General features: G+C 69.0%; 25 protein-coding genes. 8 read left to right on the top strand and 17 right to left on the bottom strand.

Going from position 1 to position 24,237, the window contains the following annotated elements; all coding sequences use genetic code 11:
* Positions 1–30: 30 nt before the first annotated feature.
* From sucD to gloB, 5 genes are all read right to left on the bottom strand, one after another.
* Complete coding sequence (gene sucD / locus BM228_RS14690) at positions 31–915, bottom strand: succinate--CoA ligase subunit alpha (protein WP_092041746.1); 885 nt, start codon at positions 913–915, stop codon at positions 31–33.
* Positions 916–917: 2 nt separating this feature from the next.
* Positions 918–2,114, bottom strand: a complete 1,197-nt coding sequence (gene sucC, locus BM228_RS14685; protein ID WP_092041743.1) for an ADP-forming succinate--CoA ligase subunit beta — start codon at positions 2,112–2,114, stop codon at positions 918–920.
* A gap of 115 nt (positions 2,115–2,229) precedes the next feature.
* Positions 2,230–3,192: a malate dehydrogenase gene (gene mdh / locus BM228_RS14680; RefSeq protein ID WP_092041741.1), complete on the bottom strand. Its 963-nt coding sequence runs from the start codon at positions 3,190–3,192 to the stop codon at positions 2,230–2,232.
* 425 nt (positions 3,193–3,617) lie between these two features.
* Entirely contained in the window at positions 3,618–4,193 is a 576-nt protein-coding gene (locus tag BM228_RS14675; protein WP_012317921.1) for a TetR family transcriptional regulator, read from the bottom strand.
* Between the two features lie 350 nt (positions 4,194–4,543).
* Positions 4,544–5,320 carry a hydroxyacylglutathione hydrolase gene (gene gloB / locus BM228_RS14670; RefSeq protein ID WP_092041738.1) on the bottom strand — a complete coding sequence of 259 codons (777 nt, stop codon included), beginning with the start codon at positions 5,318–5,320 and terminating at the stop codon, positions 4,544–4,546.
* 181 nt (positions 5,321–5,501) lie between these two features.
* On the opposite strand from gloB, the gene BM228_RS14665 reads away from it, so the two are divergent.
* Positions 5,502–6,236 carry a methyltransferase domain-containing protein gene (locus BM228_RS14665; protein ID WP_092041735.1) on the top strand — a complete coding sequence of 245 codons (735 nt, stop codon included), beginning with the start codon at positions 5,502–5,504 and terminating at the stop codon, positions 6,234–6,236.
* 52 nt (positions 6,237–6,288) lie between these two features.
* Positions 6,289–6,996, top strand: coding sequence for a MarC family protein (locus BM228_RS14660; RefSeq protein WP_092041732.1), 708 nt, complete (start codon positions 6,289–6,291; stop codon positions 6,994–6,996).
* A 7-nt stretch (positions 6,997–7,003) separates the two neighbouring features.
* Here the strand turns inward: BM228_RS14660 and BM228_RS14655 are convergent, their stop codons facing one another.
* Positions 7,004–8,056, bottom strand: coding sequence for a hypothetical protein (locus BM228_RS14655; RefSeq protein WP_208612038.1), 1,053 nt, complete (start codon positions 8,054–8,056; stop codon positions 7,004–7,006).
* Positions 8,057–9,115: 1,059 nt separating this feature from the next.
* Between BM228_RS14655 and BM228_RS14650 the strand changes: the two genes are divergently transcribed.
* Together BM228_RS14650 and BM228_RS14645 are read left to right on the top strand one after the other, a co-directional pair.
* Positions 9,116–9,952, top strand: coding sequence for a nucleotide-binding protein (locus BM228_RS14650; RefSeq protein WP_092041729.1), 837 nt, complete (start codon positions 9,116–9,118; stop codon positions 9,950–9,952).
* Complete coding sequence (locus tag BM228_RS14645; protein ID WP_092041727.1) at positions 9,949–10,386, top strand: hypothetical protein; 438 nt, start codon at positions 9,949–9,951, stop codon at positions 10,384–10,386. Before BM228_RS14650 ends, BM228_RS14645 begins: the two co-directional genes overlap by 4 nt.
* A gap of 262 nt (positions 10,387–10,648) precedes the next feature.
* Here BM228_RS14645 and BM228_RS14640 read toward each other — a convergent pair whose 3' ends face one another.
* On the bottom strand, positions 10,649–10,969 hold the full coding sequence (locus BM228_RS14640; RefSeq protein ID WP_092041724.1) for a hypothetical protein: 321 nt from the start codon (positions 10,967–10,969) through the stop codon (positions 10,649–10,651).
* A gap of 218 nt (positions 10,970–11,187) precedes the next feature.
* Here BM228_RS14640 and BM228_RS14635 point away from each other — a divergent pair, with 218 nt between their 5' ends.
* Together BM228_RS14635 and BM228_RS14630 are read left to right on the top strand one after the other, a co-directional pair.
* The gene (locus BM228_RS14635; protein WP_092041721.1) at positions 11,188–12,465 is read left to right on the top strand and encodes a GNAT family N-acetyltransferase; all 1,278 of its coding nucleotides are present in this window, start codon (positions 11,188–11,190) and stop codon (positions 12,463–12,465) included.
* Entirely contained in the window at positions 12,462–13,619 is a 1,158-nt protein-coding gene (locus BM228_RS14630) for a M20 aminoacylase family protein (RefSeq protein WP_092041717.1), read from the top strand. Before BM228_RS14635 ends, BM228_RS14630 begins: the two co-directional genes overlap by 4 nt.
* 9 nt (positions 13,620–13,628) lie before the next feature.
* Here BM228_RS14630 and BM228_RS14625 read toward each other — a convergent pair whose 3' ends face one another.
* The 4 genes from BM228_RS14625 to BM228_RS14610 form a co-directional block, all read right to left on the bottom strand.
* A complete protein-coding gene (locus BM228_RS14625; RefSeq protein ID WP_092041715.1) occupies positions 13,629–14,183 on the bottom strand; it encodes a TetR/AcrR family transcriptional regulator in 555 nt (184 codons plus the stop codon).
* A gap of 5 nt (positions 14,184–14,188) precedes the next feature.
* Positions 14,189–14,656, bottom strand: coding sequence for a nuclear transport factor 2 family protein (locus tag BM228_RS14620; RefSeq protein ID WP_092041713.1), 468 nt, complete (start codon positions 14,654–14,656; stop codon positions 14,189–14,191).
* Positions 14,657–14,762: 106 nt separating this feature from the next.
* A complete protein-coding gene (locus tag BM228_RS14615; protein WP_092041711.1) occupies positions 14,763–15,542 on the bottom strand; it encodes an AraC family transcriptional regulator in 780 nt (259 codons plus the stop codon).
* Positions 15,543–15,552: 10 nt separating this feature from the next.
* Positions 15,553–16,452 carry an alpha/beta hydrolase gene (locus BM228_RS14610; protein WP_092041709.1) on the bottom strand — a complete coding sequence of 300 codons (900 nt, stop codon included), beginning with the start codon at positions 16,450–16,452 and terminating at the stop codon, positions 15,553–15,555.
* Between the two features lie 533 nt (positions 16,453–16,985).
* Here BM228_RS14610 and BM228_RS14605 point away from each other — a divergent pair.
* On the top strand, positions 16,986–17,588 hold the full coding sequence (locus tag BM228_RS14605; protein ID WP_092041707.1) for a PAS domain-containing protein: 603 nt from the start codon (positions 16,986–16,988) through the stop codon (positions 17,586–17,588).
* A gap of 121 nt (positions 17,589–17,709) precedes the next feature.
* On the opposite strand, the gene BM228_RS14600 is transcribed toward BM228_RS14605, so the two are convergent.
* The 3 genes from BM228_RS14600 to modC form a co-directional block, all read right to left on the bottom strand.
* Positions 17,710–19,359, bottom strand: a complete 1,650-nt coding sequence (locus BM228_RS14600) for a TadG family pilus assembly protein (RefSeq protein ID WP_092041705.1) — start codon at positions 19,357–19,359, stop codon at positions 17,710–17,712.
* The gene (locus BM228_RS14595; RefSeq protein WP_092041703.1) at positions 19,356–19,802 is read right to left on the bottom strand and encodes a TadE family protein; all 447 of its coding nucleotides are present in this window, start codon (positions 19,800–19,802) and stop codon (positions 19,356–19,358) included. Before BM228_RS14595 ends, BM228_RS14600 begins: the two co-directional genes overlap by 4 nt.
* Positions 19,803–19,930: 128 nt before the next feature.
* Positions 19,931–21,037: a molybdenum ABC transporter ATP-binding protein gene (gene modC, locus BM228_RS14590; RefSeq protein ID WP_092041816.1), complete on the bottom strand. Its 1,107-nt coding sequence runs from the start codon at positions 21,035–21,037 to the stop codon at positions 19,931–19,933.
* A 281-nt stretch (positions 21,038–21,318) separates the two neighbouring features.
* Between modC and BM228_RS14585 the strand changes: the two genes are divergently transcribed.
* The gene (locus tag BM228_RS14585) at positions 21,319–21,975 is read left to right on the top strand and encodes a glutathione S-transferase (protein WP_092041701.1); all 657 of its coding nucleotides are present in this window, start codon (positions 21,319–21,321) and stop codon (positions 21,973–21,975) included.
* A 33-nt stretch (positions 21,976–22,008) separates the two neighbouring features.
* Here the strand turns inward: BM228_RS14585 and modB are convergent, their stop codons facing one another.
* From modB to BM228_RS34680, 3 genes are all read right to left on the bottom strand, one after another.
* The gene (gene modB / locus BM228_RS14580; protein ID WP_092041699.1) at positions 22,009–22,701 is read right to left on the bottom strand and encodes a molybdate ABC transporter permease subunit; all 693 of its coding nucleotides are present in this window, start codon (positions 22,699–22,701) and stop codon (positions 22,009–22,011) included.
* A 16-nt stretch (positions 22,702–22,717) separates the two neighbouring features.
* A complete protein-coding gene (modA, locus tag BM228_RS14575) occupies positions 22,718–23,527 on the bottom strand; it encodes a molybdate ABC transporter substrate-binding protein (RefSeq protein ID WP_092041814.1) in 810 nt (269 codons plus the stop codon).
* A 507-nt stretch (positions 23,528–24,034) separates the two neighbouring features.
* Positions 24,035–24,178 carry a hypothetical protein gene (locus BM228_RS34680; RefSeq protein WP_167367737.1) on the bottom strand — a complete coding sequence of 48 codons (144 nt, stop codon included), beginning with the start codon at positions 24,176–24,178 and terminating at the stop codon, positions 24,035–24,037.
* Positions 24,179–24,237: the final 59 nt, after the last annotated feature.

Here is a 24,237-nt window from a genome sequence, read left to right as displayed (position 1 = left end):
CGCGCCGGCCGCGACGCAGGCGCGCGGCCTTCAGCCCTTCAGGACCTCGACGAGCGTCGAGCCGAGCCGGGCCGGCGACGGCGAGACGCGGATGCCGGCCGCCTCCATGGCGGCGATCTTGTCCTCGGCGCCGCCCTTGCCGCCCGAGATGATCGCGCCGGCATGGCCCATGCGGCGGCCCGGAGGCGCCGTGCGGCCGGCGATGAAGCCGACCATCGGCTTGCTTCGGCCCCGCTTGGCCTCGTCACGCAGGAACTGCGCGGCCTCCTCCTCGGCCGAGCCGCCGATCTCGCCGATCATCACGATCGACTCGGTCTTCGGATCGGACAGGAACAGCTCCAGCACGTCGATGAACTCGGTGCCCTTCACCGGATCGCCGCCGATGCCCACGGCCGTGGTCTGGCCGAGGCCGGCATTCGTGGTCTGGAACACCGCCTCGTAGGTCAGGGTGCCCGAGCGGGACACGATGCCGACGGAGCCCTGGCGGAAGATGTTGGCCGGCATGATGCCGATCTTCGACTGGCCGGCGGTGACGATGCCGGGGCAGTTCGGGCCGACGAGGCGCGACTTCGAGCCGGTGAGCGCCCGCTTCACCTTGACCATGTCGAGCACCGGAATGCCTTCCGTGATGCATACGATCAGCGGGATCTCCGCGGCGATCGCCTCGCAGATCGCGTCGGCTGCGCCGGGCGGCGGCACGTAGACCACCGAGGCGTCGGCGCCGGTGGCCTCGCGGGCCTCCGCCACCGTGTCGAAGACCGGCAGGCCGAGATGGGTCGAGCCGCCTTTGCCGGGGCTCGTGCCGCCGACCATCTTGGTCCCGTACGCGATAGCCTGCTCGGAGTGGAAGGTCCCGTTCTTGCCGGTAAAGCCCTGGCAAATGACCTTGGTGTTCGCGTCGATCATCACCGACATGATCAGGCTCCCTTCACGGCGGCGACGATCTTCTGGGCGGCGTCGTCGAGGTCGTCCGCCGGGATCACGTTGAGGCCGGAGCCTCGGATGATGTCCTTGCCCTCTTCGACGTTGGTGCCTTCGAGGCGAACCACCAGGGGCACCTGCAGGCCCACCGCCTTGACGGCTGCGATGACGCCGCGGGCGATGACGTCGCACTTCATGATCCCGCCGAAGATGTTGACGAGGATCCCCTTCACCTGCGGATCGGCGGTGATGATCTTGAACGCCGCCGTGACCTTCTCTTCGGAGGCGCCGCCGCCGACATCCAGGAAGTTGGCCGGGCTCTCGCCGTAGAGCTTGATGATGTCGAGCGTCGCCATGGCCAGCCCGGCGCCGTTGACCATGCAGCCGATCGTGCCGTCCAGCGCGATGTACGCGAGGTCGTACTTGGACGCCTCGATCTCCTTGGCGTCCTCCTCGGTCTCGTCCCGCAGCGCGACGATGTCGGCGTGCTTGTAGAGCGCGTTCGAATCGAACGAGATCTTGGCGTCGAGGCACTTGAGATGGCCGTCGCCGGTGAGCACCAGCGGGTTGATCTCCAGCATGCTCATGTCCTTGGACACGAACGCCGTGTAGAGCTTCTCGGTGAGCGAGGCCGCTTCCTTGGCCTGGGCGCCGGTGAGGCCGAGGGCCTTGGCGACCGCGCGGCCGTGGTGGGGCATCACGCCGGTGGCCGGATCGACCGGGATCGTGTGGATCTTCTCGGGCGTGTCGTGGGCGACCGCCTCGATATCCATGCCGCCCTCGGTGGAGACCACGAAGGCGACGCCGCCGGTGGCGCGATCGACCAGCATCGAGAGGTAGAATTCCTCGGCGATCTGGGCGCCTTCCTCGATGTAGAGGCGGTTGACCTGCTTGCCGGCCGGACCGGTCTGGATCGTCACCAGGGTCTGGCCGAGCATCTCGCCGGCATACTGCTTCACCTCGTCGATGGACTTGGTGACCCGCACCCCGCCCTTCGCGCCCTCGGGGGCGCCCTTGAAGGTACCCTTGCCGCGGCCGCCCGCGTGGATCTGGCTCTTCACGACCCAGACCGGGCCGCCGAGCTCCTTGGCGGCGGCCTCAGCCTCCGACGGATCGAAGATCGCCACGCCGCGGGAGATCGGCAGGCCGAACTCCTTCAGCACGGCCTTGGCCTGGTATTCATGGATGTTCATCGGGACCTCGTAGGGAGGAGCGAGTAGCCAATGGCGGGAAGCGTTCGTCCGGCCTGCGCGGGGACCGTGTCACGGTCCCCGACTCGCAGCGTCGGCGCCGCGTGACGCCCGTTGTTTAGGCGAGGTTGCTGTCGACGCCCTTGCAGGCCTCGATCAGGCCGGTCACCGAGGCGACGGACTTCTCGAACATCGCCTTCTCGGCCGGATCGAACGTGACTTCGAGGACGCGCTCCACGCCGCCGGCGCCGATGACGATCGGCACGCCGATGAACATGCCCTTCACACCGTACTGGCCGTCGAGATAGGCGGCGCAGGGCAGGACCCGCTTCTTGTCGCGCAGGTAGCTCTCGGCCATGGCGATGGCGGAGGCGGCCGGCGCGTAGAAGGCCGAGCCGGTCTTGAGCAGGTTGACGATCTCGCCGCCGCCCTTGCGGGTCCGGTCGACCATGGCGTCGAGCTTCTCCTGAGTGGTCCAGCCGAGCTTGACCAGATCGGGCAGCGGCACGCCGGCGACGGTCGAGTAGCGCACCAGCGGGACCATGTCGTCACCGTGGCCGCCGAGCACGAAGGCGGTGACGTCCTCCACCGAGACCTTGAACTCGTCGGCCAGGAAGTGGCGGAAGCGGGCCGAGTCGAGCACGCCGGCCATGCCGACGATCTTGTTGGTGGGCAGGCCCGAGAACTTCTGCAGCGCCCAGACCATCGCGTCGAGGGGGTTGGTGATACAGATCACGAAGGCGTCCGGGGCGTAGCTCTTGATGCCCTCGCCCACCGCCTGCATGACCTTGAGGTTGATGCCGATCAGGTCGTCGCGGCTCATGCCGGGCTTGCGCGGCACGCCGGCGGTGACGATCACCACGTCGGCGCCCTTGATGGCACTGTAGTCGCTCGCACCCGCGTAGCTCGCGTCGAAACCCTCGACCGGGGCGGCCTCGGCGATGTCGAGCGCCTTGCCCTGGGGCACGCCGTCGACGATGTCGAACAGCACCACGTCGCCGAGATCCTTCAGGCCAGCCAGGAGGGCCAGGGTGCCGCCGATCTGGCCGGCACCGATGAGCGCGATCTTGTTGCGAGCCATGTCGGATCAACCTCCGCTGCGTGTCGTCTTCGGTGGGATGAGCGCGGTGCCGAAACCGTCCGGTCGTCGGCCCCAACGCGGGATTCGCCGTCCTGAAATCTGCGCGGCTGTGTGGCGGAAAAGCCTCGTGGCTTCAACCCGATGGACCGTGGAAGACGCGGCCGTTCGAGCCGCCGCAGCGCCGGAACGTCGCAGGTTCGGTCGATGAAACACCAATGGCGCGAGGGTTTTAGGTGCAGTGCACCCTGCTTCGCCGGGTCGGCGAAGCTCAGATGACAGATTCGAGAGCCTGTCATTTCAGCGATTTCGACCTCGTACCGCGGAGTGGGTCGGACGGTCGTGGCGCCACCAGAAACGCGAAAGGCCCGGACGCGATGTCCGGGCCCCGCAAGCCGTCGCCATCTCTTGAAGGATTCGCTCCGGCCTCAGAGGATGCCCGAGCGCAGGACCCGCTGGATCGCGTGGATGACGGCCCCGAACCGGGCTTCGATCAAGTCCCGCGGCACCTCCGCATCGTGCTGGATCGCCAGCGGATGCGTGAAGCGGTAGCTCGCGTCGAAGATGTAGGCGATCGCCCGTTCCCGGTCCCGGGCGGAGAAGATGCCCGACGTGATGCCCTCCTCGACCACGCGCTCGACCAAGCTGCGCAGGCGCACCCGGTGCCGCCGGGCGATCGGCCGGGCCGAGACCGTGGCGTCGAGATGGACCGCGAACAGGTTCGGCTCGTCGAACAGGGCGTCGCGCTGCACCGTGGCGAGGGCGGTGAGCAGCCGCTCGATCTTGTCGTCGGCGGGATCGGGCGCGTCGGCGATGCCGGCGAGCCGGGCCTCGACCTCGCGCAACCAGCGCCCGGCCACCGCGTCGAGGAGCGCGTCCTTCGACGGGAAGTAGCGGTAGACGTTGGCATGCGTCATGCCGGCTTCGGCCGCGACGGCGACAACCGTCACGCGCTTCGGCCCGAGGCGGGAGAGATGCTCGGTCGCGATGCCGAGCAGCCGCACATCGGCCGCGACCGGCGCGCGGGGACGCGAGGTGGTTGCTACCTCGCCGGGGTCGCGAAGCGCATCACTGGTGCTGGCGTCTGTTCCAAGAACCTTGGTCTTAACGCTGGGCGCTTCTTCCCTGGCCTCGTCAGACTCTGGCTTAAGGAACGGAAGCGGAAGGCGGGAGGTGGACAGGTGGTAGGGCGAGACGGACCCCCATCAGACCGGCGGAAGCGTCCCGGCGCTTCGCGTTGACGTTACGGCTTCCCCCCGGGAGCCCGTTGACCTAGCGGATTGGTACCGCTTGCACAGGGTATGTGTCAGTTTGGCTTGAGAACGCAACAAAATTTTCTTGGTTATCACCGGCTCTAGAAGCGGTCCTTCCATGCACGCAGTGCGACAAACACCGCTTCGGGATCTGTGCCGGGCGCGCGTTCGACTGACTTAGCCAGTGCCGGAAGGCTGCTGCGCAGGAACGGATTGGTCGCGCGCTCCGCGCCGAGGGTGGATGGAATCAGGAACCGCCCCTCGGCCTTGGCCCGCTCGGCCTCGGCCTTGCGCGCCATCAGGTCGCGGTTCTCGGGATCCGCCGCCAGGGCGAAGCGGGCATTGGACAGGACGTAGTCGTGGCCGCTGAACACCTGGGTCTCGTCGGGCAGAGCCTCGAACCGTCGTAGGGAGCGCCACAGGGTCTCGGGCGGGCCCTCCAACACGCGGCCGCAGCCGAGGGTGAACAGCGTGTCGCCGGAGCAGACGATCCCGGCCTCGGCGAACCAGTAGGTGACGTGGTCGGCACAATGGCCGGGAGTCTCCCAGACCTGGGCCTCGAGCCCGCCGACCTGCACGGTGTCGCCCTCCCCGACCGTAACGTCCACGTCGGGAACCGCGTTGCCGGCCTTGGCGGGGGCGACCACCCGGGCGCCCGTCGCGCGCTTCACCGCCGGGATGCCCTCGATATGGTCGCCGTGCCGGTGGGTGACGAGGATGTCGGTGAGGCGCCAGCCGGTCTCGTCCAGGGCCTTCAGGACCGGGCCGGCCTCCGGCACGTCGATCGCCGCGCAGGCGCCCGTGGCGGGATCGCGGATCAGGACGCCGATATTGTCGCTGCGGCAGAGGAAGGTTTTGATCTCGGTCTCGGCAGCCATCGGAATCCCTCGTGAGGAGGCGCGCAGAGTCGCAAGGCGCCGTGAAGCGCAAAATCTGATGCCGTGAACCGGCGGCGATCAAGCCTGGTTCCTTCGGTGTTAAGTCTCCACGAAGCTTGCCGGGGGCATCGTGGCCCACCATTGAGTCAGAATCGTCGTTCCGGACTCGGTCCTGTTCTTCATGCGTCTCGACGTCAACGGTCTGCGGGCCTTCTATGCCAGCCCCCTGGGGGCCGAGACGCACCGCGTCGTCGCCCGCGCGCTCCACGGATTCCTGGGCTCGGTCTCGGGCCTGCGCGTCCTGGGGATCGGCTACGCGACGCCGTATCTCGGGCCGATCCACTGCATCGCCGAGCGCACCCTCGCCTTCATGCCAGCGACGCAGGGCGTGGTGAACTGGCCGGGGACCGGCCGCTCCTGCACGGCGCTCGCCGATCCGACCATGATGCCCCTGCCCGAGGCCGCAATCGACCGGGTCGTCCTGGTCCACGCCCTCGAATCGGTAGAGAGCCCGACGGAGCTGCTGCAGGAGGTCTGGCGCACCCTCACACCGGGCGGCCGGATGATCCTGGTGGTGCCCAACCGGCGCGGCGTCTGGGCCCGGCGCGAGGCGACCCCCTTCGGCCACGGCCAGCCCTATAGCCGCTCGCAGCTTGGCCGGCTGATGCGCGATACGCTGTTCTCGCCGGAGGGCTGGGCGGAGACCCTCTATATGCCGCCGGTGCGCTCCCGGCTGATGCTGCGCACGGGACCCGCCTGGGAGCGCCTCGGCTCCGGCCTGGCCCTGCCGTTTGCCGGCCTGCACGTGGTCGACGCGACCAAGCAGCTCTATCGGCCGGTAGCGGTCCAGCAGGTCCGCCGCGCCCGGCGCCTCGCCCCGGCCCGGGTGCTGGTGCCGGCGCCCGCTCCGGGCTGACGCACTCGCGAGACTGGCCGCCGCGGGCCACTTGGTCTAGGCGGCGGCCCTCATGAGCATCGATTTCACCATCCAGCAGTTCCTGCTCGCCCTGTCGGGCCTGATCGCGATCGTGAACCCGATCGGCGGGGCCTTCATCTTCGCGCAGGTCACCAGTGCCTACAGCCATGCCGAGCGGGTGCTGCTGTCCCGCAAGATCGGGGTCTACGCCGCCCTGGTGATGCTCGGCGCCCTCTGGGCCGGCACGCCGATCCTCAACTTCTTCGGCGTGACCCTGGCGGCCCTGCGGATCGCCGGTGGCCTGGTGGTGATGTCCTCGGCCTGGACCCAGCTCAACCGGCCCGAGGCGCGCGAGGCGCGCAAGCAGGCCGAGGCGTCGGGTTCGAAGGATCGCGGTTCGGCGCCGATCGAGGCGAGCCGGGATCCGGCACCGCTGGCCGAGATCGCATTCTTTCCGCTGACCTTGCCGTTCACCACCGGGCCCGGCACCATCGCGGTGGCCATCACCCTGGGGGCGAACCGGCCTGCAGCCTACGCCGACCGGTTCGGCTTCTTCATCGGCGTCACCCTGGCGGCTCTGGTCGTGGCGCTGGCGGTGGCGCTGATCTACGCCTCGGCCGACCGGGTGGTGGCGCTGATCGGCCCGGCCCGGGCGCGGGTGACCGGACGCCTGTTCGCCTTCCTGTTGCTCTGCGTCGGCACCCAGATCCTGATCACCGGGCTGACCGACGTGTTCGCGCCGCTGATCGCGGCGCGCTGAGCGTTCCTCAGATCACCGGCAGCGTCCCGAGGCCGCCGAACAGGGCCGCGTGGCCGGCGTAGTAAAGGAAGAGGAAGATCGCGAGCGCCGCGCCGTACCAGGCCGGCGCCAGCACCACGTGCCGGGCGCGGACCGCCATCCGGACATCATCGGCGGCAATGGCGAGCAGCACCACGATGATCCCGGAATGGCCGATCGCGTCGACCTTGCCGAATTCGAACACCGCCGAGACGAAGATCGCCGCCAGGATGATCGCCGCGGTGCGCCGGACCAGCGGGGTCCAGAGCAGCGCGAAGGCCAGGGTGAACTCGATGACGCCGGCGGCCTGCATGAACAGCTCGGGGGTCGCGCCCAGCGTCATCTGCGGCTTGGCGGCGAGCAGCGGCGCGGTCCATTCCGGATAGGCCCATTTCTCGATGGACGCCCACATCAGGGTGATCGCGGCGGTCCAGCGGACGAGGTCGAGCGGGCGGATGTCGAAGGGCGTGATGTCGAGGCCGCGACAGATCAGGTAGACGGCCACGCCCAGGAAGATCGGATAGTCAGCGAGGTGGAAGACGCCGTATTGCGCGGTGGCGAAGCTGAACAGGAAGACGATGCCAAGCCCGGTGAGCGGCATCGTGCGCCGCCAGATCAGGCACGCGGCCAGCGCCAGCTGAAACCACGGGATCCAGGCGACGTCGGTCTTGAGTTCCGGGGTCAGGATGATGCCGCCCAGATCCCAGAGCGAGACGAAGAAGAAGCCGAGGGTGGCGCGGACCAGAAGCTCCGTGTCGGTCCGGATCCGGCTGGTGACCCGGTCGAGGGCGTTGAGCAGGGCGCCGCCGAGCGGCGTCCCCTCGGCCAGGCACCCGAACATCAGGCACACCAGGGCCAGCACGGTCAGTCCCTCAAAATTCGCGCACAGCACCTGCTCCAGGCCCTGCGGCTGCCCGGCGACGTCGTAGGCGCAGAACCATTTGACGTGGGCCTGAGCCTCCCCGGTGGCTGTGACGCTCGCTAGCCCGGCCAGGGCCAGGGCGTATCCGACAGGTTTCCGCTTATTCTTGAATGCTAGCATCGAAGCCTCGCCGGTGCATGTCGACACCGTGGTTACCGGGCTATTTAGATAGATTAATAAGCTCTCCGCCAATGGCTTATTAACGAATATGAGTGGAAGGTTAACGCTGTGGATTTCGCGCGCAAACGGCCGAATTCCAGTTGATCCGCGGTCGCGCGGGCCGAATTCAGGATTGACGGCCTGATTCCGACTGTGCGTCGGCGGACCGGCGCGAACGGGTGACGCGATCCGAGAGAAACCTGACGGTGCCTGTCGCGCCGCCGGTCCAGGTTGCGCCCGGCGCAAGCCGCGCCCGGATTTCCGTCGCCAATCACCCGCACTACGGCCGATCCGCCCGGAACGCGCCTCGACAGGCGATAGTGCGATCTCTCCGCCGCGAAGGCCGGATCGCAATGTCAGTCGATCCGACGATTATTCGTCTTCGGCGTACGTTTATCGGATATTTTTGAAGTCATTTGCGACGCATATTGATAGATAATGCGCCCGTTATCACAATAAGTTTGGATGAAATGAGAAACTTTTACGGGAATGATTCTCATTTTTTGCGATCATAACAGAGGATAAGCTGTCAACATCTTTGCTGGCAGGCTTGCCTCCCGCCATGAGCTGAGCGAAGTCTCGGCCTTGCGCGACGCTGGCGAGACGAAGACCGGATGGGGTCTCGCCGCGGCACCGAGCCGGCAACGGAGTGCAAACTGTGAAGAGGGCGACGTTTCCGGTTTCCGGCCTGCCCGGCGTGAGGTCCGGACGGGGCATCACGCCGTGGCGGCACGCGGCCCCGGCCTCCCGTCGGTCCGGCCTCGGCCCGCTTCGGCGCGGCAGGTCTCGGATCGCGGCGGCCGGCGGCATCGACACCCGGCGCGCGATCGGATCGGCGGCTTGAGGATCCCCTGCCCTGTTGCGCACAGCTACGTCGTCGGCCCCCGGGCGCCGTCGCGGGACCGGATCCCCGCGGACCGACCCCACCAACCCTGACACCCCTGCAGGATCCTGCCCGCGCGCCGCAGCATCGCACGCGTGGACGCCGCCCTGCGCCCTTCAAGCCAAGGAGATTCATTGATGACCGATGCCACGCAGCTCAAGGTTCCGGCCTGGTACAGCCCGACCGAGCTTCAGGAGATTCAGCAGGATCTCCTCGGACCGGGGAATTCGAAGGTCCTGATCTTGTGCCTCGGCGGCAAGGGCGGCGTCGGCAAGACAACCATCGCCCTGCAGATCACCGACCTCGCCGCCGAGGTCGGCCCGGTCCTGGCGATCGACACCGACCCGGCCAACCGGCACTTCCACACGGCGCTGATGCGCGAGACCGAGCCGGGCAGCCAGAACTTCGTGCCGCGCCGTCCGGGCGTGTCCGGCTTCCGGCAGCGCCTGCGCGCGGAGGATTCCACCGGCCGCGTCGACCCGACCCTGGTCCAGGACCTGATCGAGCGCGTGTCGGACGCGGCCGAGCGCTTCGTGGTAGTCGATTTCCCGGCCGGCGACACCGAGACGACCCGGCGCAGCACCGAGATCATCGTCGAGAGCTGCCGCGAGGATAAGATCCGCCTCTGCGTGGTGGTCGCCGCCGGCGCCGTCGATCCCACCGCGCTGGACGTGCTGCGCGAATTGCGGCCGCTGCTGCTCGAAGCAGACCGGGCGATCCTGGCCAAGAACACCGCCCAGGCGACCAACTTCGACTATCTGGAAGCCTCTGACGTAGTGCGGCAACTGCGGGCGCAGCCGAACTTCCGCGCCATCGAGATCGAGCGGATCGGCGAGCGCCTGATCGAGGCGCTGCGGATCCAGCACACGACCTGGCTGGAGCTGGCCACCACCGCGCCGATGCGCCTGCGCGTCGAGGCCCGGCGCCTGCGGCGCAACTTCCACACGGCCTGGCGCGAGGCCTTCCGTCCGTGAACAACCTCGAGCGGTTCTACCGGACGGTTCACGGCCGGGAGCTCCTGCCCTGGGAGCGGCAGCTCGCCGTGCGTGTCGCGGCCGCTCTCAACACCACCACGGACGACGACTTCGTCGTCCACTTGCTGCTGCTGTACAACGCCACCCACGTCATCAGCGAGATGCACAACGAGCTGGTCGCTTCGAGAGATTCGCTCTCTCAGAGCAACCGGGAACTCGTCCACGACCTGTCGATGGAAGTGAAGCGCAACACCCGGACGGTCTACGTCCTGCTCTGCGTGGTGGTGGCGAGCGTGCTGGGGAGCGTGTGGATTATCCTCAGCCTCGCGAACCTCTCTCACCAATACGCGGTCAGCGAGGCCCACATCGCCGCCGCCCTACAGGCGAGTGAGCACCGGGCGCCCGGCCTGCCCCAGTCGGGACTGGCGCGGTGACGATCGACGTTGAACGGCCGTCACGAGCCAGGTGTCGGGGGCGCCTCACATTATGCCCGTTCGGAAAAATGGAGCCTCTGCCCAGGGCGGCTGTTTCGAGCTGCTGATAGCTGAGCGAAGCCCGATCCGGTGCGATGACTGGCAGGATGACCGAGCAGAGTAGTCCGCTGCTGTGCCGATTTCTTCACACCGATCGCGGCGGGAGCGCTGGGACTGCGGCTTGCAAGCAGCCTAAACCCATCTGGCGGGTTCGTACGCAAGCCTAGGGGAGCTTCCGCAATCCATCGAGAAAGGTCGAGACCTCCCGCCGGTTCCACGATGCCCCATGGGTCCAGAAATTGAGCAGCGCGGCGTAGTTCAAGCGCACCCACGCGATCACCTTCGGCGCCGCGGCGCGCGAGGCCGGGCTCTGAACGAAATCCTCTCGTATCTTGGGATCGGCCTCAATCGAGACGATCAAGCAGGGCAGCGACCGCCCGGCGCGGTCGGGATACCATTTCACCCGCGGTCCATGTGAGCCGAGCGCGGTGGATATGAAGATCGTGCCGGGGACGTTGGTGTCCTGCGTGTCGAGGTTGCTCATCTCGCACAGAACATCCTCAGCAAAGTCGTCCGGCGGCTGTCGCTCGGCGGCTCTCTGGATTCCGGGATCTGCGCTGTGACGAACCACGTTTCTACCCGCCCTCTCACACCATCCGGCAAACCCAGGGTGTGACGCGGCCGCTCATCTGACAAGTCTGCCATGGCAGCCGCGCGCATCCGCCCGCTTGCTCCTCTGCCCGCCCCGGCTAGATTGGGCTCATGAAGCAAGCACCCGGGCCGGCGCCGGAGACCCCCTCACTCACCGTGCGGGCGATGACCGGCTTGAAGGAGATCGGCGCGGCGGCTTGGGATGCCTGCGCTTTCTCCCCCGAGACCCTGGCGGCGGGCGACGAGACCCACAACCCATTCGTCTCGCACGCCTTCCTGTCGGCGCTGGAAGAGTCCGGCTGCGTCTCGCGCAAGACCGGCTGGCTGCCCCTCCACATCGCCGTGGAGCGCGACGGCACATTGCTCGGCGTGGCGCCCTGCTATCTGAAATCGCACAGCCAGGGCGAGTACGTGTTCGATCACGGCTGGGCCGACGCCTATGAGCGGGTCGGCGGCTCCTATTATCCCAAGCTCCAGGTGAGCGTGCCGTTCACGCCCGTGACCGGTCCGCGCTTCCTGATCGCCCCGGGCGCCGATCCGGACGAAGCCACAGCGGGCTTGGTCGCCGGCCTTCGGGCGCTGCGGGGCGAGACCAAGGCATCCTCGATCCACGTCACCTTCATGCGCGAGGCGGAATGGGATCGGGCCGGGGCGGCGGGTTTCCTCCAACGGACCGACCAGCAGTTCCACTGGGAAAATGCCGGCTACGCGAGTTTCGAGAACTTTCTCGAAGCGCTCGCGTCGCGCAAACGAAAAAACATCCGCAAGGAGCGGCGCGATGCGCTGGCGCCCGGGATCACCGTCGAGCACCTGACCGGCGCCGACATCACCGAGGCCCACTGGGACGCGTTCTACGCGTTCTACATGGACACGGGCGCGCGCAAATGGGGGCGCCCCTACCTCAACCGCCGGTTCTTCTCGCTCCTGTCCGAGCGCATGGCCGACCGGGTGCTGCTGATCATGGCCCGCCGGGACGGCGCCTACATCGCGGGGGCGATCAACCTGATCGGCGACACGGCGCTCTACGGGCGCAACTGGGGTTGCATCGAGGACCACCCGTTCCTGCATTTCGAGATCTGCTACTATCAGGCGATCGATTTCGCGATCGCTCGCGGCCTGAAGCGGGTCGAGGCCGGTGCGCAGGGGGAGCACAAGCTCGCCCGCGGCTACAAGCCGGTGCTGATGCACTCCGCCCACGACATCGCCGACCCGGCCTTCCGCCGCGCGGTGGCCGATTACTTGCAGCGGGAGCGCGCCCACGTCGCCGAGGCGGTGGACGTCCTCGACACGCTCACGCCGTTCCGGCGGACGGACGAGGTCCACGCGCCCGGAGCCTGCGACGGTGCGGCAGACCCCGCACGACCCGCCCCCGAGAGTCCGAGCACATGAGCCCGATCGACCATATCAAGACCTATGCCGACGAGCTGACGGCCCTGCGCCGCGACCTGCACGCCCATCCGGAGCTGGGCTTCGAGGAAGTCCGCACCTCGGGCATCGTCGCCGACTTGCTGGAGAAATTCGGCTGCGAGGTGCATCGCGGGGTCGGCGGCACGGGGGTCGTCGGTCTGCTCAAGGGCCGCACCGACAACGGACGGCGGATCGGGTTGCGCGCCGACATGGACGCTCTGCCGATCGAGGAGGAGACCAACCTCCCCTATCGCTCAACCTATGCCGGCAAGATGCACGCCTGCGGCCATGACGGCCACACCACCATGCTGGTCGGCGCCGCCCGCTACCTCGCCGAGACCCGCAACTTCGACGGTACGGCGGTCTTCGTGTTCCAGCCCGCCGAGGAGGGCCGCGGCGGCGCCCGGGCGATGCTGAAGGACGGGCTGTTCGAGAAGTTTCCCTGCGACGAGATCTACGGCCTGCACAACCAGCCGGGCGGCCACGGGCTGATTAAACTGCGTCCGGGCCCGGCCATGGCCGCGGCCGACTTCTTCGACATCCGCATCCGCGGCACGGGCGCCCACGCCGCCCAGCCGCACGGGGGCAACGACCCGATCATCATCGCCACCGGCCTCGCCCAGGCGCTCCAATCGATCGTCTCGCGCAACGCCGACCCGCTGAAGTCGATCGTGCTGTCGATCACCCGGATCGAGGCGGGCACCGCCTACAACGTCATCCCGGAGACGGCGCATCTCGCCGGCACGATCCGCACCTTCGACAAGGAGATCCGGGCGCTGGCCGGTACCCGCATGCGCGAGATCGCCGCCGGCTTCGCCGCCGCCTACGGGGCCGAGGTCACGGTCGAGATCCACGACATGTTCTCGGTCCTGGAGAACGCCCCTGAGCAGGCCGCCGCCGCCACCGCGGTGGCGACCGAACTGCTCGGACCCGAGAATGTCGAGCCGAACGCCGTCCCGAAGATGGGCAGCGAGGATTTCGCCGACATGGCCCAGGTAGTGCCGGCCGCCTATGTCTGGCTTGGCTCGAATCCCGGCCCGGGCCTGCACAACGCCAGCTACAACTTCGACGATTCGATCATCCCGATCGGCAGCGCCTTCCTGGCCCGGATGGTCGAGAGCCGCACCGCCGCCTGATCCGGCGCCTCAACCCGCTGCGGTCGCCACCCGCGACCGCAGCGTTGCCAGAGCGCGGGTGAAGAGCGCGGGCTCGTCGAGCGCCCGGGCCAGCACGATCGCTCCCTGGATCTGCGCGACGATCTCTTCCGCCAGCGCGGCGCTCGCCGCATCGTTATGGCCGACCCGCCGCAGGGCCACGGCCAGGGCGTCGACCCAGCGGACGAAGTAGCTCCGCACCGCCTCTGCAAACAGGTCGCGGCTCGTGCCGAGCGCCAGGACGCCGACCAAGCAAACCCGCCGCCCGGACCGGAAGTAGCGTTCGACGGACTCGAACATCTTCGAGATTGCCCGTTCGGGCGGATCCTGCTCGCGCAGCGGCCGGTACAGGTTGGCCTCGAACCAGGCGTCGATCTCCTCGATCACGCAGGCCGCCATCTCGGCCTTGCCGCCCGGGAACAGGTGATACAGGCTGCCCTTCCCCAGGCCCGTCGCGGCACTGATCAGCGCCAGGCTGGTGCCCGCGTAGCCGTGCTCACGAAACACCTCCGCGAGCGCCGGCAGCGTCTCAGTCCGCGTCGTCACCGCTTCTAGAGGCCGAGATCGCTCAGGCCCGGATGATCGTCGGGGCGCCGGCCGAGCGGCCAGAGGAATTTCCGGTCGGACTCCGCGATCGACAGATCGTTGATGCTGGCGATCCGCCGCTGCATCAGGCCGCTGGCGTCGAACTCCCAGTTCTCGTTGCCGTACGAGCGGAACCATTGTCCCGCCGCATCGTGCCACTCGTAGGCGAAGCGCACGGCGATCCGGTTGCCGCCGAAGGTCCACAGCTCCTTGATCAACCGGTAGTCGCGCTCCTGCGCCCATTTGCGTTGGAGGAAGGCCATGATGGCCTCGCGCCCGGTCAGGAACTCGCTGCGGTTCCGCCAGACGCTGTCCGGCGTGTAGGCGAGCGAGACCCGCTCGGGATCGCGCCCGTTCCAGGCATCCTCGGCCATCCGGGCCTTTTGGGCGGCGGTTTCCTCGGTGAAGGGCGGAAAGGGCGGGCGTTCCGACATGGGCGTGTCCTCGCGGGTTTGTACCGATCGGTACAAAGATGGACGCGGGGCTTTGCCGAGTCAACGGGAACGGAGTTCGGCGTGAACGCGCCCATGCCATCCGCGATCAGGGGGAAGCCGGATCCGCGTTTCGGGTCCGGTAGGAGGCGGGGGCCGCGCCGATCAGCCGGCGGAACATGGACGCGAAGGCGCTCGGGCTGTCGTAGCCCAGCGCGAAGGCCGCCTCCGTCACCGAGCCGCCGCCAACTAGGATGGGGAGCGCGGCCAGGGCGCAGGCCTGCTGCCGCCAGACCGAGAACGGCATTCCGAGGTCCCGCTCGGACAGCCGCGCCAGCGTCCGCGGCGAGGCTCCGGCGACCCGGGCGAGCGCCGCCATGTCCGGCCGGCCGCCGGGATCGGCCAGGACTGCCTCGCAGGCGCGCCGAAGCCGCGGATCTCTCGGCAAGGCGAGGCGCAGCGGGCAATGCGGGAGCGCGGTCACCTCGTCGAGCAGGACATCGAGCAGGCGGCTCCGTCGCCCATCCAGGTCGGCTTCTCCGGTGCCTTGGATCGCCCGCAGGATCAGTTCGCGCAGCAGCGGGGTCACCGCGAGGCTGGTCGGCACGGCCGGCAGGGTCGCCCGCACGGCATGGTCGGCGATGTAGAGGGTCCGGAGGGAGACCCGGCCGCGGGCGCGCAGCGCGTGATCGATCCCCGCCCCCACCCAGAGCGCCCGCTGCGGCGGCACGAGCCAGAGGCTGCCCGCCGCGCGGATCTCCATCACGCCGGCCGTGGCGTAGATCAACTGCGCGCGGGCGTGACAATGCGGGCCGACGATCCCGCCATCCGGGTAGTCGCGGCCGACGCAGACCACCTTCGGGTCGCGGAAACAGGGGGGACCGAACACGGCCGAAGGGTCAAGCCGTTGCGCCGAGATGGGCGACGAAAAAATCGCGCGCGGCTATGCTGGTGCGATCGAAATGCCAGAGATACGGGTCGAAATGGCCGCCCGGCACCATCACGAGATCCTTGGGCGGCAGGGCGCGGTGAAAGGCCTCCAGACACAGGTCGGTGGCGGTCAGAAGATCGTCCTCGGCGACGATCATCAGCAGCGGCGTCGGGCTGATCCGGGCGATATGCGATCCCGGCTCGTTCTCGCGGGACAGCTCTGCGCTGCGCAGCGTCACCGCGTTGTGCCAGTCCGGTGCGAAATCGTGCGTGCCGCTGAAGAAGGCGTAGCTGTCCGGTCCCGGCATCGCGCAGGGCTGGAGCGGATCGGCCGACACGGCCGGCAGCATGGCCGGCGCCTCGCCCCGGAAGCGGGCAGCGCGGTCGGCCTCGAAGCGGCGGAGCTGCGCCGGGACGAGATCGGACCGGGTCCGGCGCTGCGCCGAGAGGGAGCCGCTGATAAACGGTACCTGCGCGACCACGCAGCGGACCCGGCGGTCGATCGCCGCCACCTCGATCACGTGGCCGCCGCTGTAGCTCGTGCCCCAGATCCCGATCCGCGCGGGATCGATCCACGGGATCGTCTGCGCGAAGCTGATCGCGTCCCGGTATCCGCGCTTCTGCAGCACGGGGTCGACCTCCTGCCGCGGCCGGCCTTCGCTGGCGCCGAAATGGGCGTGGTCGTAGACCAGGACGCCGAAGCCCGCCGCCTGGAAGACCTCCGCGTAGCGGTCGAGATATTGCTCTTTGACCGCCGAGAAGCCGTGGGCCATCACGATGGCTGGCGCCGCATCGTCTTGCGCGTCCGGCCGATAGAGCCAGCCGCGCAGCGTCCAACCCTCCGAACGGAACTCGACATCGCTTCGCATCGGTCGCTCCCTCAAACACCGGGGCATCGTGCCGGACGATCCATAGGTCGGCGCCGCGGAACCGGTCAAAGGCTGCGCCGGATCGGCCAAAACACGGTGTCGCCCGATCCCCCGCCCCGCCGTCGACAGGCAAGCCGATCGGTGCAACTCTGGCGCTCAAAGTCGTGCGCACCACGACCCGCCGAAGCGGGCAGGACGATCGGGGAGGCCTATGTCGCCGGAACTACGGGAATCGCGGGCTGCACTCATTCTGCTGGCCGTGGTCGTCGGCGCGGTGCTGCTGTTCGGGGCGTTTACGCTGATCACGCAGATCGGCTGAAGCCCTGCCCGGAAGTACAACCTGCACGCGTTTGCAGGTCCGATAGAACAGGCCATCCTGCCGCCCGATCGGCCGAAATTGTCTCGGTCGGTCAGTAGAATGCCCTGCATAGAATTGAGGTTGCGGTGTTGAGTTAACCACCTCTTAATTCCATCATGGGTTGTATGGCTGCGAAAGGTGCGTGCGTCGGGCACGCCGGTTTCGGAGATCGCCCATGGTTGTCGACGCGATCAAGCGCCCGCGCGGCCTGCCGGTCGATCTGCCGGCGGCCCTCGACGCCTCCGGCGTCATCGGTGCCTGGTCGTGGTCGCCCCGTTCCGAACGCTGCATCCTCGATGCCGGCGCCGCCGAGGTGCTGGCGGGCGATCCTGGCTTGGCCGGCCGCCCGATCCCCCTGGAGATCGCCCGATCCTGCATCCATCCGGAGGACCGGCCGGCCCTGGTGCGGCACTTCCAGGCGGTGTGCGAGCGCGGCGGGCTCTTCGTGGCCGAGTACCGCACCCTGTCGCCCTCCGGTCAGGTCCGCTGGATCCTCGACCGTGGCCGGGTGCCGGCGGGTGCTTCGAGCCGGCGGATCGGCCACGGCCTGATCATCGACGTGACCGACGATCGGCGCGAGGACGATGCGGATGCCCCGGCGCGCGTCGAGCCCCTGGATGCGCTGTCAGTGGCGATCGACCGGGCCCTCGAGTGCCGCGACGCCCTCGACGGCGTGGAGGATTCGGAGCTGCAACTCCTCGTTGACATGCTGCTGCTGCGCCTCGGGCAGAGCATCGCCAAGACGCCCGCCGGCAACGGCGGCCGGCGCGGTCACTGAGAAGGCGGGGGCCGGCGTCTCGCGGCGCGGAGCGATCCGGCCCGAAGCCGGCTCTAAGTCCTTGATTGGACGCGCTCGCTGACGCCGAACCGGTATCCACTTCGGCGGCGCGCGCTCTCAGTCATTGCACCAGCACGGCCTGGCTGCAGAGGGTGCCGTCCATCTCGACATCCGCGTAGCCGATCCGCAGGCCGAGGCTCTGCAGGACGCCGTTGAGCACCAGATCCAGGGGCGCGGCGGCCAGGCTCAGCGTCGTCGCGAGGGAGGTCTGGAGCAGCGGAGTCAGGCCGAAGCCGTTCAGGTTGAGGCTGAGATTGCCCAGCAGGCTGCCGGTCAGCGACTGCGCGACATTGGTTGATGACACCGTGCGCACGGTGTGGTTGGCGATATCGGCTTCCGTGAAGGTGAGCGTCTGCGTGTTCGTGCCGATATTCGTCACCGTCCGGCCGCCGATATTCACCAGCGGCAGCGCGATCAGCACGGCCGGCTGCGACAGGTCCGGACTGGTCGTGCCGCCGTTGATCGAGGCACGGTTCACCGCAGCGACGGCCAGGGTCGCGAGCCCGGTCTGGGCCTCGATGGTGGCCTGGCGACCGCCGCTGGCCCCCGAGCAGGTGAGCGTGCGGAGCGTCGCCTGGGCAGAGGCGATCTCGGCGTAGATCGGCACGGAGACGGTCCCGAGGCCGAGCGGGGCCGAGACCGTGGCCTCGATCAGCAGCCGGGTCTGGGCGGTCTTCACCGTGGCGTTCGGGCTGCCGGGCCGGACCCAGCCGGAACTGCGCCGACGCTCGCCGATCGCCAATGTGAGGCGCGTCGCGAGCAGCCCCGGCACGGTGGCGCCGAGATCGATCGCCACCTGGTTCTGCCCGTTGGCGAGCGACGCGGTGGCGGCCACGAGGTCCATCAGGTTCAGCGACGGGCCGGCCAGGCCGCGCGCGGGGGCCAGGGCCGCCGCGTCGCCCAGCGCGTCCACCTGGCCGACCGGCACGAGGTTGCCGGCATTCGGCAAGGCGTTGAGGATGCCCGAGAGGGCCGAGACCGCGGCGGAATTGCCCTGTGCGGCGACCCGCAGCGCGATCAGCAGTTGGCCGACGCTGGCATTCGCCTGGACGATGTCGGAGTAGTTGGCCGCCTGCAGGTTGAGGCTCGTCGACAGGGCGTCGAGGACGCGCAGGCCGTCGACCTTGGCACTGGCGAGCGCGTTGTAATCGCTCACGCCGAGCGACAATTTGGTCCCGAGCAGCGCGCCGAGCACGGCGTTGGCGATGCCGCCGCTCAAGGCAGCGGTGCCCGAACCGATGGTGAAGGCGGCAAATTGCGCGCTGGCCGCGGTGCCGCTGACCCGGATCGGCACGGAGGCCGGCAAGCCGATCGCCCGGCCGAAGGTCACCGGAACGGTAGTCGACAGGCCGACCCGCACGGCATTGGCGGGGCTCGCGCCAGAGTTGAAGCGGCTGCCCGGGGCGACGTTGGGGGTGCTGGCATCGTAGCCGCCGGTTGCAACCGTCGCGCGCGTGGGGTCGTAGCCGTTATCGACGAGCGACCGGCGCGCGACCGCGACCGCTTTGGTCGGATCGACGGCCGCCAGCATCGCGGCAATGTCGGCCGCACCCTGCGCCTTGCGCCGGGCTTGGAACACCTGCCCGAGATCGATCCCGACAGCGCCGGCGCCCATCAGCAAGGAGCTCCCGAGCGCCACCAGGATCACGACGTTGCCGCCCCGGGCCCGGCCGAAGCGCCGTGCCCGGAGGGCGGCCCGCCATCCGCTCACAAGCCGCCCTTCCGGACGCTGATGCTGCTGCGCAGGATTGTGGGCAGCATCGGGATCAGCTTGGAGAAGACGTTGATCCCCAGTGTGTTGGCATCCAGGGTGACGGTGACCGTGTACAGGGTGGCGTCGTTCGGATCGGGGCCGACCGTGACCTTGATGCTGTCCGGACGGAACATCGCGCCGCTGCTGAGGCTGCGGGTCACCATGGTCTGCGCCAGGGTCGCGCGCTCGGTATCGGTGACGCCGGCGATGGAGGCGCGGGCTGCCTCGGCCGCGATCTGACGGAGGTTGTGGGCGGCGCCCAGGCAGAGGCCGAAGGCCGTGATGCCGGCAAACAGCATCAGCACCACCGGCGCGACAAGGGCGAATTCGACCGCCGAGCTGCCGCTTCGGCAGGCCCAGCCGGAGCGTCCATTTCGCCGAAGCACCTGGAGCCAGCTCATCGAAACGCCCTCCGGAACGCGCGCCGCCTGGACAGCGCCACAACCCATGGTCGCATCGATTTTCTAATCAATGGTTGTACTGTTCGTCTGAATTCCAGTGTTTCGAATCGAATACCGAATACCGGAACTCAGATGTCCACGGCCGGCCGCAGCGTCCCGATCTCCGAGGGGGCGAAGGCGGCGCTCTTGATCACAGCATGGACGGGGCGCCCCGGTTCCAAGCCCAACTCTCGGATCGCGGCCGCCGTGACGCGGGCGGCGATCAGCGCGCCGTTGCAATCGATCTCCACCAACACCTCGGCGCCGCGCGGGGTCAGCGCCGCCACGCGGCCGGGAAGGATGTTGCGCGCGCTCAAGCCTCGGGGTTGCTCGGTGGCCACCAGCACGTCGCGGGCGGGGATCCGCACGCGCAGCCGCGTCCCGAGCGGGCGCGCGCCCAGGCCCGGCACCAGGAGCTGGCCCGCCCGGCCCATGAGCCGGGTAAGGCCGGTTTCCGGATCGGCGCCCCCGACCACCATGTCGAGGAGCGCCCCGGCCTCCGCCTCGTGGATCGGCACGAGGTCGGCCCGGCGCAGGATCGCCTCGGCGGGACCGGAGGCCGCTACGCGCCCCCCCTCCAGCACGATCACCGTGGTGGCGAGCCGCGCCACCTCGGCGACCGCGTGACTGACATAGACGATCGGCACCCCGGCCTCGTCGCGCAGGCGCTCGATATAGGGGAGGATCTCGGCCTTCCGGGCTTCGTCGAGGGCCGCCAGCGGCTCGTCCATCAGCAGCAGGCGCGGCTTGGCGAGCAGCGCCCGCCCGATCGCCACCCGCTGGCGCTCGCCCCCCGACAGGCCCGCGGGCCGCCGGTCGAGGAGGTGGCCGATCCCGAGCATCTCGGTCACCGCGGCGAAACCGGCCGGGTCGGCAGCCTGGCGCCCGAAGACGCGGCCGTAGCCGAGATTGGTCCGCACGCTGAGATGCGGGAACAGCCGCGCATCCTGGAACACCACCCCGACCCGGCGGCGATGGGGCGGGAGGAAGAGGCCGGTCGCGCTGTCCACCAGCGTGGCGCCGTCGGCGACGATCGAGCCGCGATCCGGCCGGGCCAGCCCGGCGATCAAGTCGATCAGCGTCGTCTTGCCGGAGCCCGAGCGCCCGAACAGGGCAGTCAGCCCCGGGCCGGCCTCGAACGCCGCCTCCAGGGTGAAGGCGCCGCGCCGAAGGGTTAGGTCGACCTGGATGCTCACGCGCATCGCCCCCGGCGGCAGGAGCTTGCGGATTGACCCAATCGGCTCGATTGCAAGTCGCTGAAACGCCGCGCGTTTTCCCCTCCCCCTTGCGGGGAGGGGTCAGGGGTGGGGGTGGTCCCGGACGAGGCGCAGCGGTGCCTCCTGCACCACCCCCACCTCCAACTCCTCCCCGCAAGGGGGAGGAGCGCGCGTCGCGCCTCGCAAGCCACAATTCGAGAAGATCGGAGACGGCACAGCAGGCGGCGATGCGCGTTGGCACCCGCCACGGAGCGCGCACGATGATCACCGTCCACCATCTCGAGAACAGCCGCTCGCAGCGCGTGCTCTGGCTGCTCGAAGAGCTCGGCTTGCCCTACACGGTGAAGCGCTACGCCCGGGATCCGCAGACCATGCGGGCGCCGCCCGAACTCGTGGCCGTCCATCCTTTGGGTAAGTCGCCGGTCCTGACTGAGGACGGGATCGTGGTGGCCGAGACCGGCGCTATCGTCACCTACCTCACCGATCGAGCCGGGGGCGCCCTGGTGCCTGCGCCCGGAACGCTCGAGCGCGCGCGCTACACCTATTGGCTGCACTATGCCGAAGGCTCGGCCATGCCGCCGCTGCTGCTCAAGCTGGTTTTTGCACGCCTGGCCCCCCAGAGCCCCTGGGCGCTGCGGCCTCTGGTTCGCCGGATCGCCGATACGGTGCTGCAAAACTTCGTCGATCCGGAGCTGCGCCGGCACGCGGCGTTCTGGGAGCAGGAACTTGCGGACCGGCCCTATCTCTGCGGCGCGGCGTTCACCGCCGCCGACATCATGATGAGCTTTCCCCTCGAAGCCTTCGCGGCCCGCGGCACCGGCGCCGGCCCGCGGGTCACCGCCTGGCTCACGCGGATCCATGCCCGTCCCGCCTACCGGACGGCATTGGAGCGGGGTGGCCCCTATGCCTATGCTTGACGGGCGAGCCCGTGAGATCGGTCGGCGCACCATTCAGCCCGCTCGCAGCCGGCGCGCGGCGCGGGACGCCAGGAACTCGGAGACCAGCAGGGCCGCCACCGACAGGGCGACCGAAATCAGGGTCAGGCGCAGGGCCGGCCCCTCCCCGCCCGGAACCTGGGTCAGCGTGTAGATCGCCGAGGGAAGGGTCTGGGTTTCGCCGGGGATGTTCGACACGAAGGTGATCGTCGCCCCGAACTCGCCCATCGCCTTGGCGAAGGCCAGCACGGCGCCCGCGATGCAGCCCGGCAGGCTGAGCGGCAGCGTGACGGTGAGGAAGACCGCGAGCGGGCCGGCCCCGAGGGTGCCGGCCGCCTGTTCGAGCTTGGGATCGACCGCCTCGATCGACAGCCGCATCGCCCGCACCATCAGGGGGAACCCCATCACCGCGCAGGCGAGCGCCGCCCCGGTCCAGCGGAAAGAGAAGACGATGCCGATCTCCGCCAACGCGCCGCCGAGGAAGCCGCGCCGGCCGAGCGCCAGCAACAGCAGGTAGCCGGTCACCACCGGGGGCAGGATCAGCGGCAGGTGGACCAGCCCGTCGAGAAGCGCGCGGCCGGGGAACCGGCGCCGCGCCAGCAGCCACGCCACGGCGAGCCCCGGCAGCAGGCTCGCGAGCGTCGCCACGCTCGCCACCCGCAGGCTCAGGGCGACGGCATTCCAGGCGTCGGGGGGAAGGCCGAGCACGGCCGCGGGCGCAGGGCTACTGGCTGGCGCCGGGTTTCTCGATCACCGTAAAACCCTGGCGCTCGAAGAAGCCTTTTGCCGCCTGGCCGCGCAGATAGGTCAACAGGGCTGCGGCATCCGGATTGGCTGAATCCTTCAGCAGGGCCGCCGGATAGACGATCGGCGGGTGGCTGTCGGATGGGAAGGTCGCGACCACGTGCACACTTGGATCGGCGGCCGCGTCGGTAGCGTAGACGATGCCCAACGGCGCCTCGCCTCGGGCGACCAGCAGCAGCGCGGCGCGGACGTTCTCGGCCTGGGCGACCTGCCCCTTCACGGACTCCCAGGCGCCGAGCTTTTCCAGGGCGGCCTTGCCGTATTTCCCCGCCGGGACGGCGTCGATCGTGGCCATGGCGAGCTTGCCGCCGCCGAGGATCCGGCTGAGCGTCGTGCCGAGGTCGGGCGCCAGGGCAACCTGCGGATCCGAGCCTGTGTTCTTCGGGCCGGAGGCGATCAGCACCAGGGCGTTGCGCAGCAGGTCGACGCGCGAGCCTGGCTTCAGGTTGCCGGCCTTCTCGGCATAATCCATCCAGGCCTGATCGGCGGAGATGAACAGGTCGGCCGGTGCCCCGGCCTCGATCTGCTTGGCGAGGGCGTTCGAGCCCGCATAGGAAATCCTGGTGGTCTTGCCGGTCTCCTTGGTCCAGCCCGCCGTCGCCTCGTCGAGGGCGTTCTTCAGGCTGGCCGCGGCGAAGACCACGACCGGATCGGCCGCCCGACTCGGGCTCGCCGCCGGGACGAGGGCCAGGACCGCAAGCAGGGTCCAGATCCGTCGGGTGAGTCGCATCGGCTCGGGCATCCCCTGTCGCGACCCGGAATCCTGTCGGGTGCGGCGGGAACCATAGGGCCGGCGATCCCGCGGGCCAAGCATGGCGCAGGAGGCCATCGAGGATCCGCGCACTGGAAAAACCGCGCTGCGCTCAGCTCTGCGGCGTCTCCCGCCGCTGCTGCGGTGCGGCTTCCGCCCGGTGCAGCCGGCTCAGCAGGACTAGGAGATGGCCGGGAAGCGGGCCGTCCGGCGCCGGACCGCCGAAAAGCCGCTCGCGCGGTGGAGGACGGACGGCACCGTCGTTGACGATGACGGGCCCGCGCGGTCCTGAACGCCTGGACTTGGTCACGCTGTACGCACCCTGCTCAATGACGCCTGTCGCGAAAGCCGGCAAAAACGCCGGTTCGTGGCGCCGGTTCCGGCAGCACGCGGTGGATTCTGTGGTTAACGCGTAGACATCGTGCCGCATTCCTGGGCGGGTTCCGCTGCGAATCTGGAACGGGGCCGCGACCTCGCCAAATCCGCTCACCAGGTCCGAATATCGCGTCGCTCCTGCGGCTCGGTCTCCGGCACCGGCGCCATGCCGGTGGCGACCAGACTGGCCCACAAGGCGGCCAGGAGAGCCGTCGCGAGCGTGACGGTGGCGCTGACGATAAGGGACGCGTTCATGGCTGCGCTGTCATCAGTCAAAACGGGCGCGCCGGATCACAGAGAGCGGCGCGCCTGAG

This window comes from Methylobacterium pseudosasicola (genome assembly GCF_900114535.1).
In the GTDB taxonomy this organism is placed as follows: Bacteria; Pseudomonadota; Alphaproteobacteria; order Rhizobiales; family Beijerinckiaceae; genus Methylobacterium; species Methylobacterium pseudosasicola.
This window is presented reverse-complemented; position numbering and strand designations above follow the sequence as displayed.

Coding starts and splice junctions, on each gene's coding strand:
- sucD (WP_092041746.1), bottom strand. CDS start 915: ATGTCGGTGATGATCGACGCGAACACCAAGGTCATTTGCCAGGGCTTT.
- sucC (WP_092041743.1), bottom strand. CDS start 2,114: ATGAACATCCATGAATACCAGGCCAAGGCCGTGCTGAAGGAGTTCGGC.
- mdh (WP_092041741.1), bottom strand. CDS start 3,192: ATGGCTCGCAACAAGATCGCGCTCATCGGTGCCGGCCAGATCGGCGGC.
- gloB (WP_092041738.1), bottom strand. CDS start 5,320: ATGGCTGCCGAGACCGAGATCAAAACCTTCCTCTGCCGCAGCGACAAT.
- BM228_RS14665 (WP_092041735.1), top strand. CDS start 5,502: ATGCGTCTCGACGTCAACGGTCTGCGGGCCTTCTATGCCAGCCCCCTG.
- BM228_RS14660 (WP_092041732.1), top strand. CDS start 6,289: ATGAGCATCGATTTCACCATCCAGCAGTTCCTGCTCGCCCTGTCGGGC.
- BM228_RS14655 (WP_208612038.1), bottom strand. CDS start 8,056: ATGCTAGCATTCAAGAATAAGCGGAAACCTGTCGGATACGCCCTGGCC.
- BM228_RS14650 (WP_092041729.1), top strand. CDS start 9,116: ATGACCGATGCCACGCAGCTCAAGGTTCCGGCCTGGTACAGCCCGACC.
- BM228_RS14640 (WP_092041724.1), bottom strand. CDS start 10,969: ATGAGCAACCTCGACACGCAGGACACCAACGTCCCCGGCACGATCTTC.
- BM228_RS14635 (WP_092041721.1), top strand. CDS start 11,188: ATGAAGCAAGCACCCGGGCCGGCGCCGGAGACCCCCTCACTCACCGTG.
- BM228_RS14630 (WP_092041717.1), top strand. CDS start 12,462: ATGAGCCCGATCGACCATATCAAGACCTATGCCGACGAGCTGACGGCC.
- BM228_RS14620 (WP_092041713.1), bottom strand. CDS start 14,656: ATGTCGGAACGCCCGCCCTTTCCGCCCTTCACCGAGGAAACCGCCGCC.
- BM228_RS14610 (WP_092041709.1), bottom strand. CDS start 16,452: ATGCGAAGCGATGTCGAGTTCCGTTCGGAGGGTTGGACGCTGCGCGGC.
- BM228_RS14605 (WP_092041707.1), top strand. CDS start 16,986: ATGGTTGTCGACGCGATCAAGCGCCCGCGCGGCCTGCCGGTCGATCTG.
- BM228_RS14595 (WP_092041703.1), bottom strand. CDS start 19,802: ATGAGCTGGCTCCAGGTGCTTCGGCGAAATGGACGCTCCGGCTGGGCC.
- BM228_RS14585 (WP_092041701.1), top strand. CDS start 21,319: ATGATCACCGTCCACCATCTCGAGAACAGCCGCTCGCAGCGCGTGCTC.
- modA (WP_092041814.1), bottom strand. CDS start 23,527: ATGCGACTCACCCGACGGATCTGGACCCTGCTTGCGGTCCTGGCCCTC.
- BM228_RS34680 (WP_167367737.1), bottom strand. CDS start 24,178: ATGAACGCGTCCCTTATCGTCAGCGCCACCGTCACGCTCGCGACGGCT.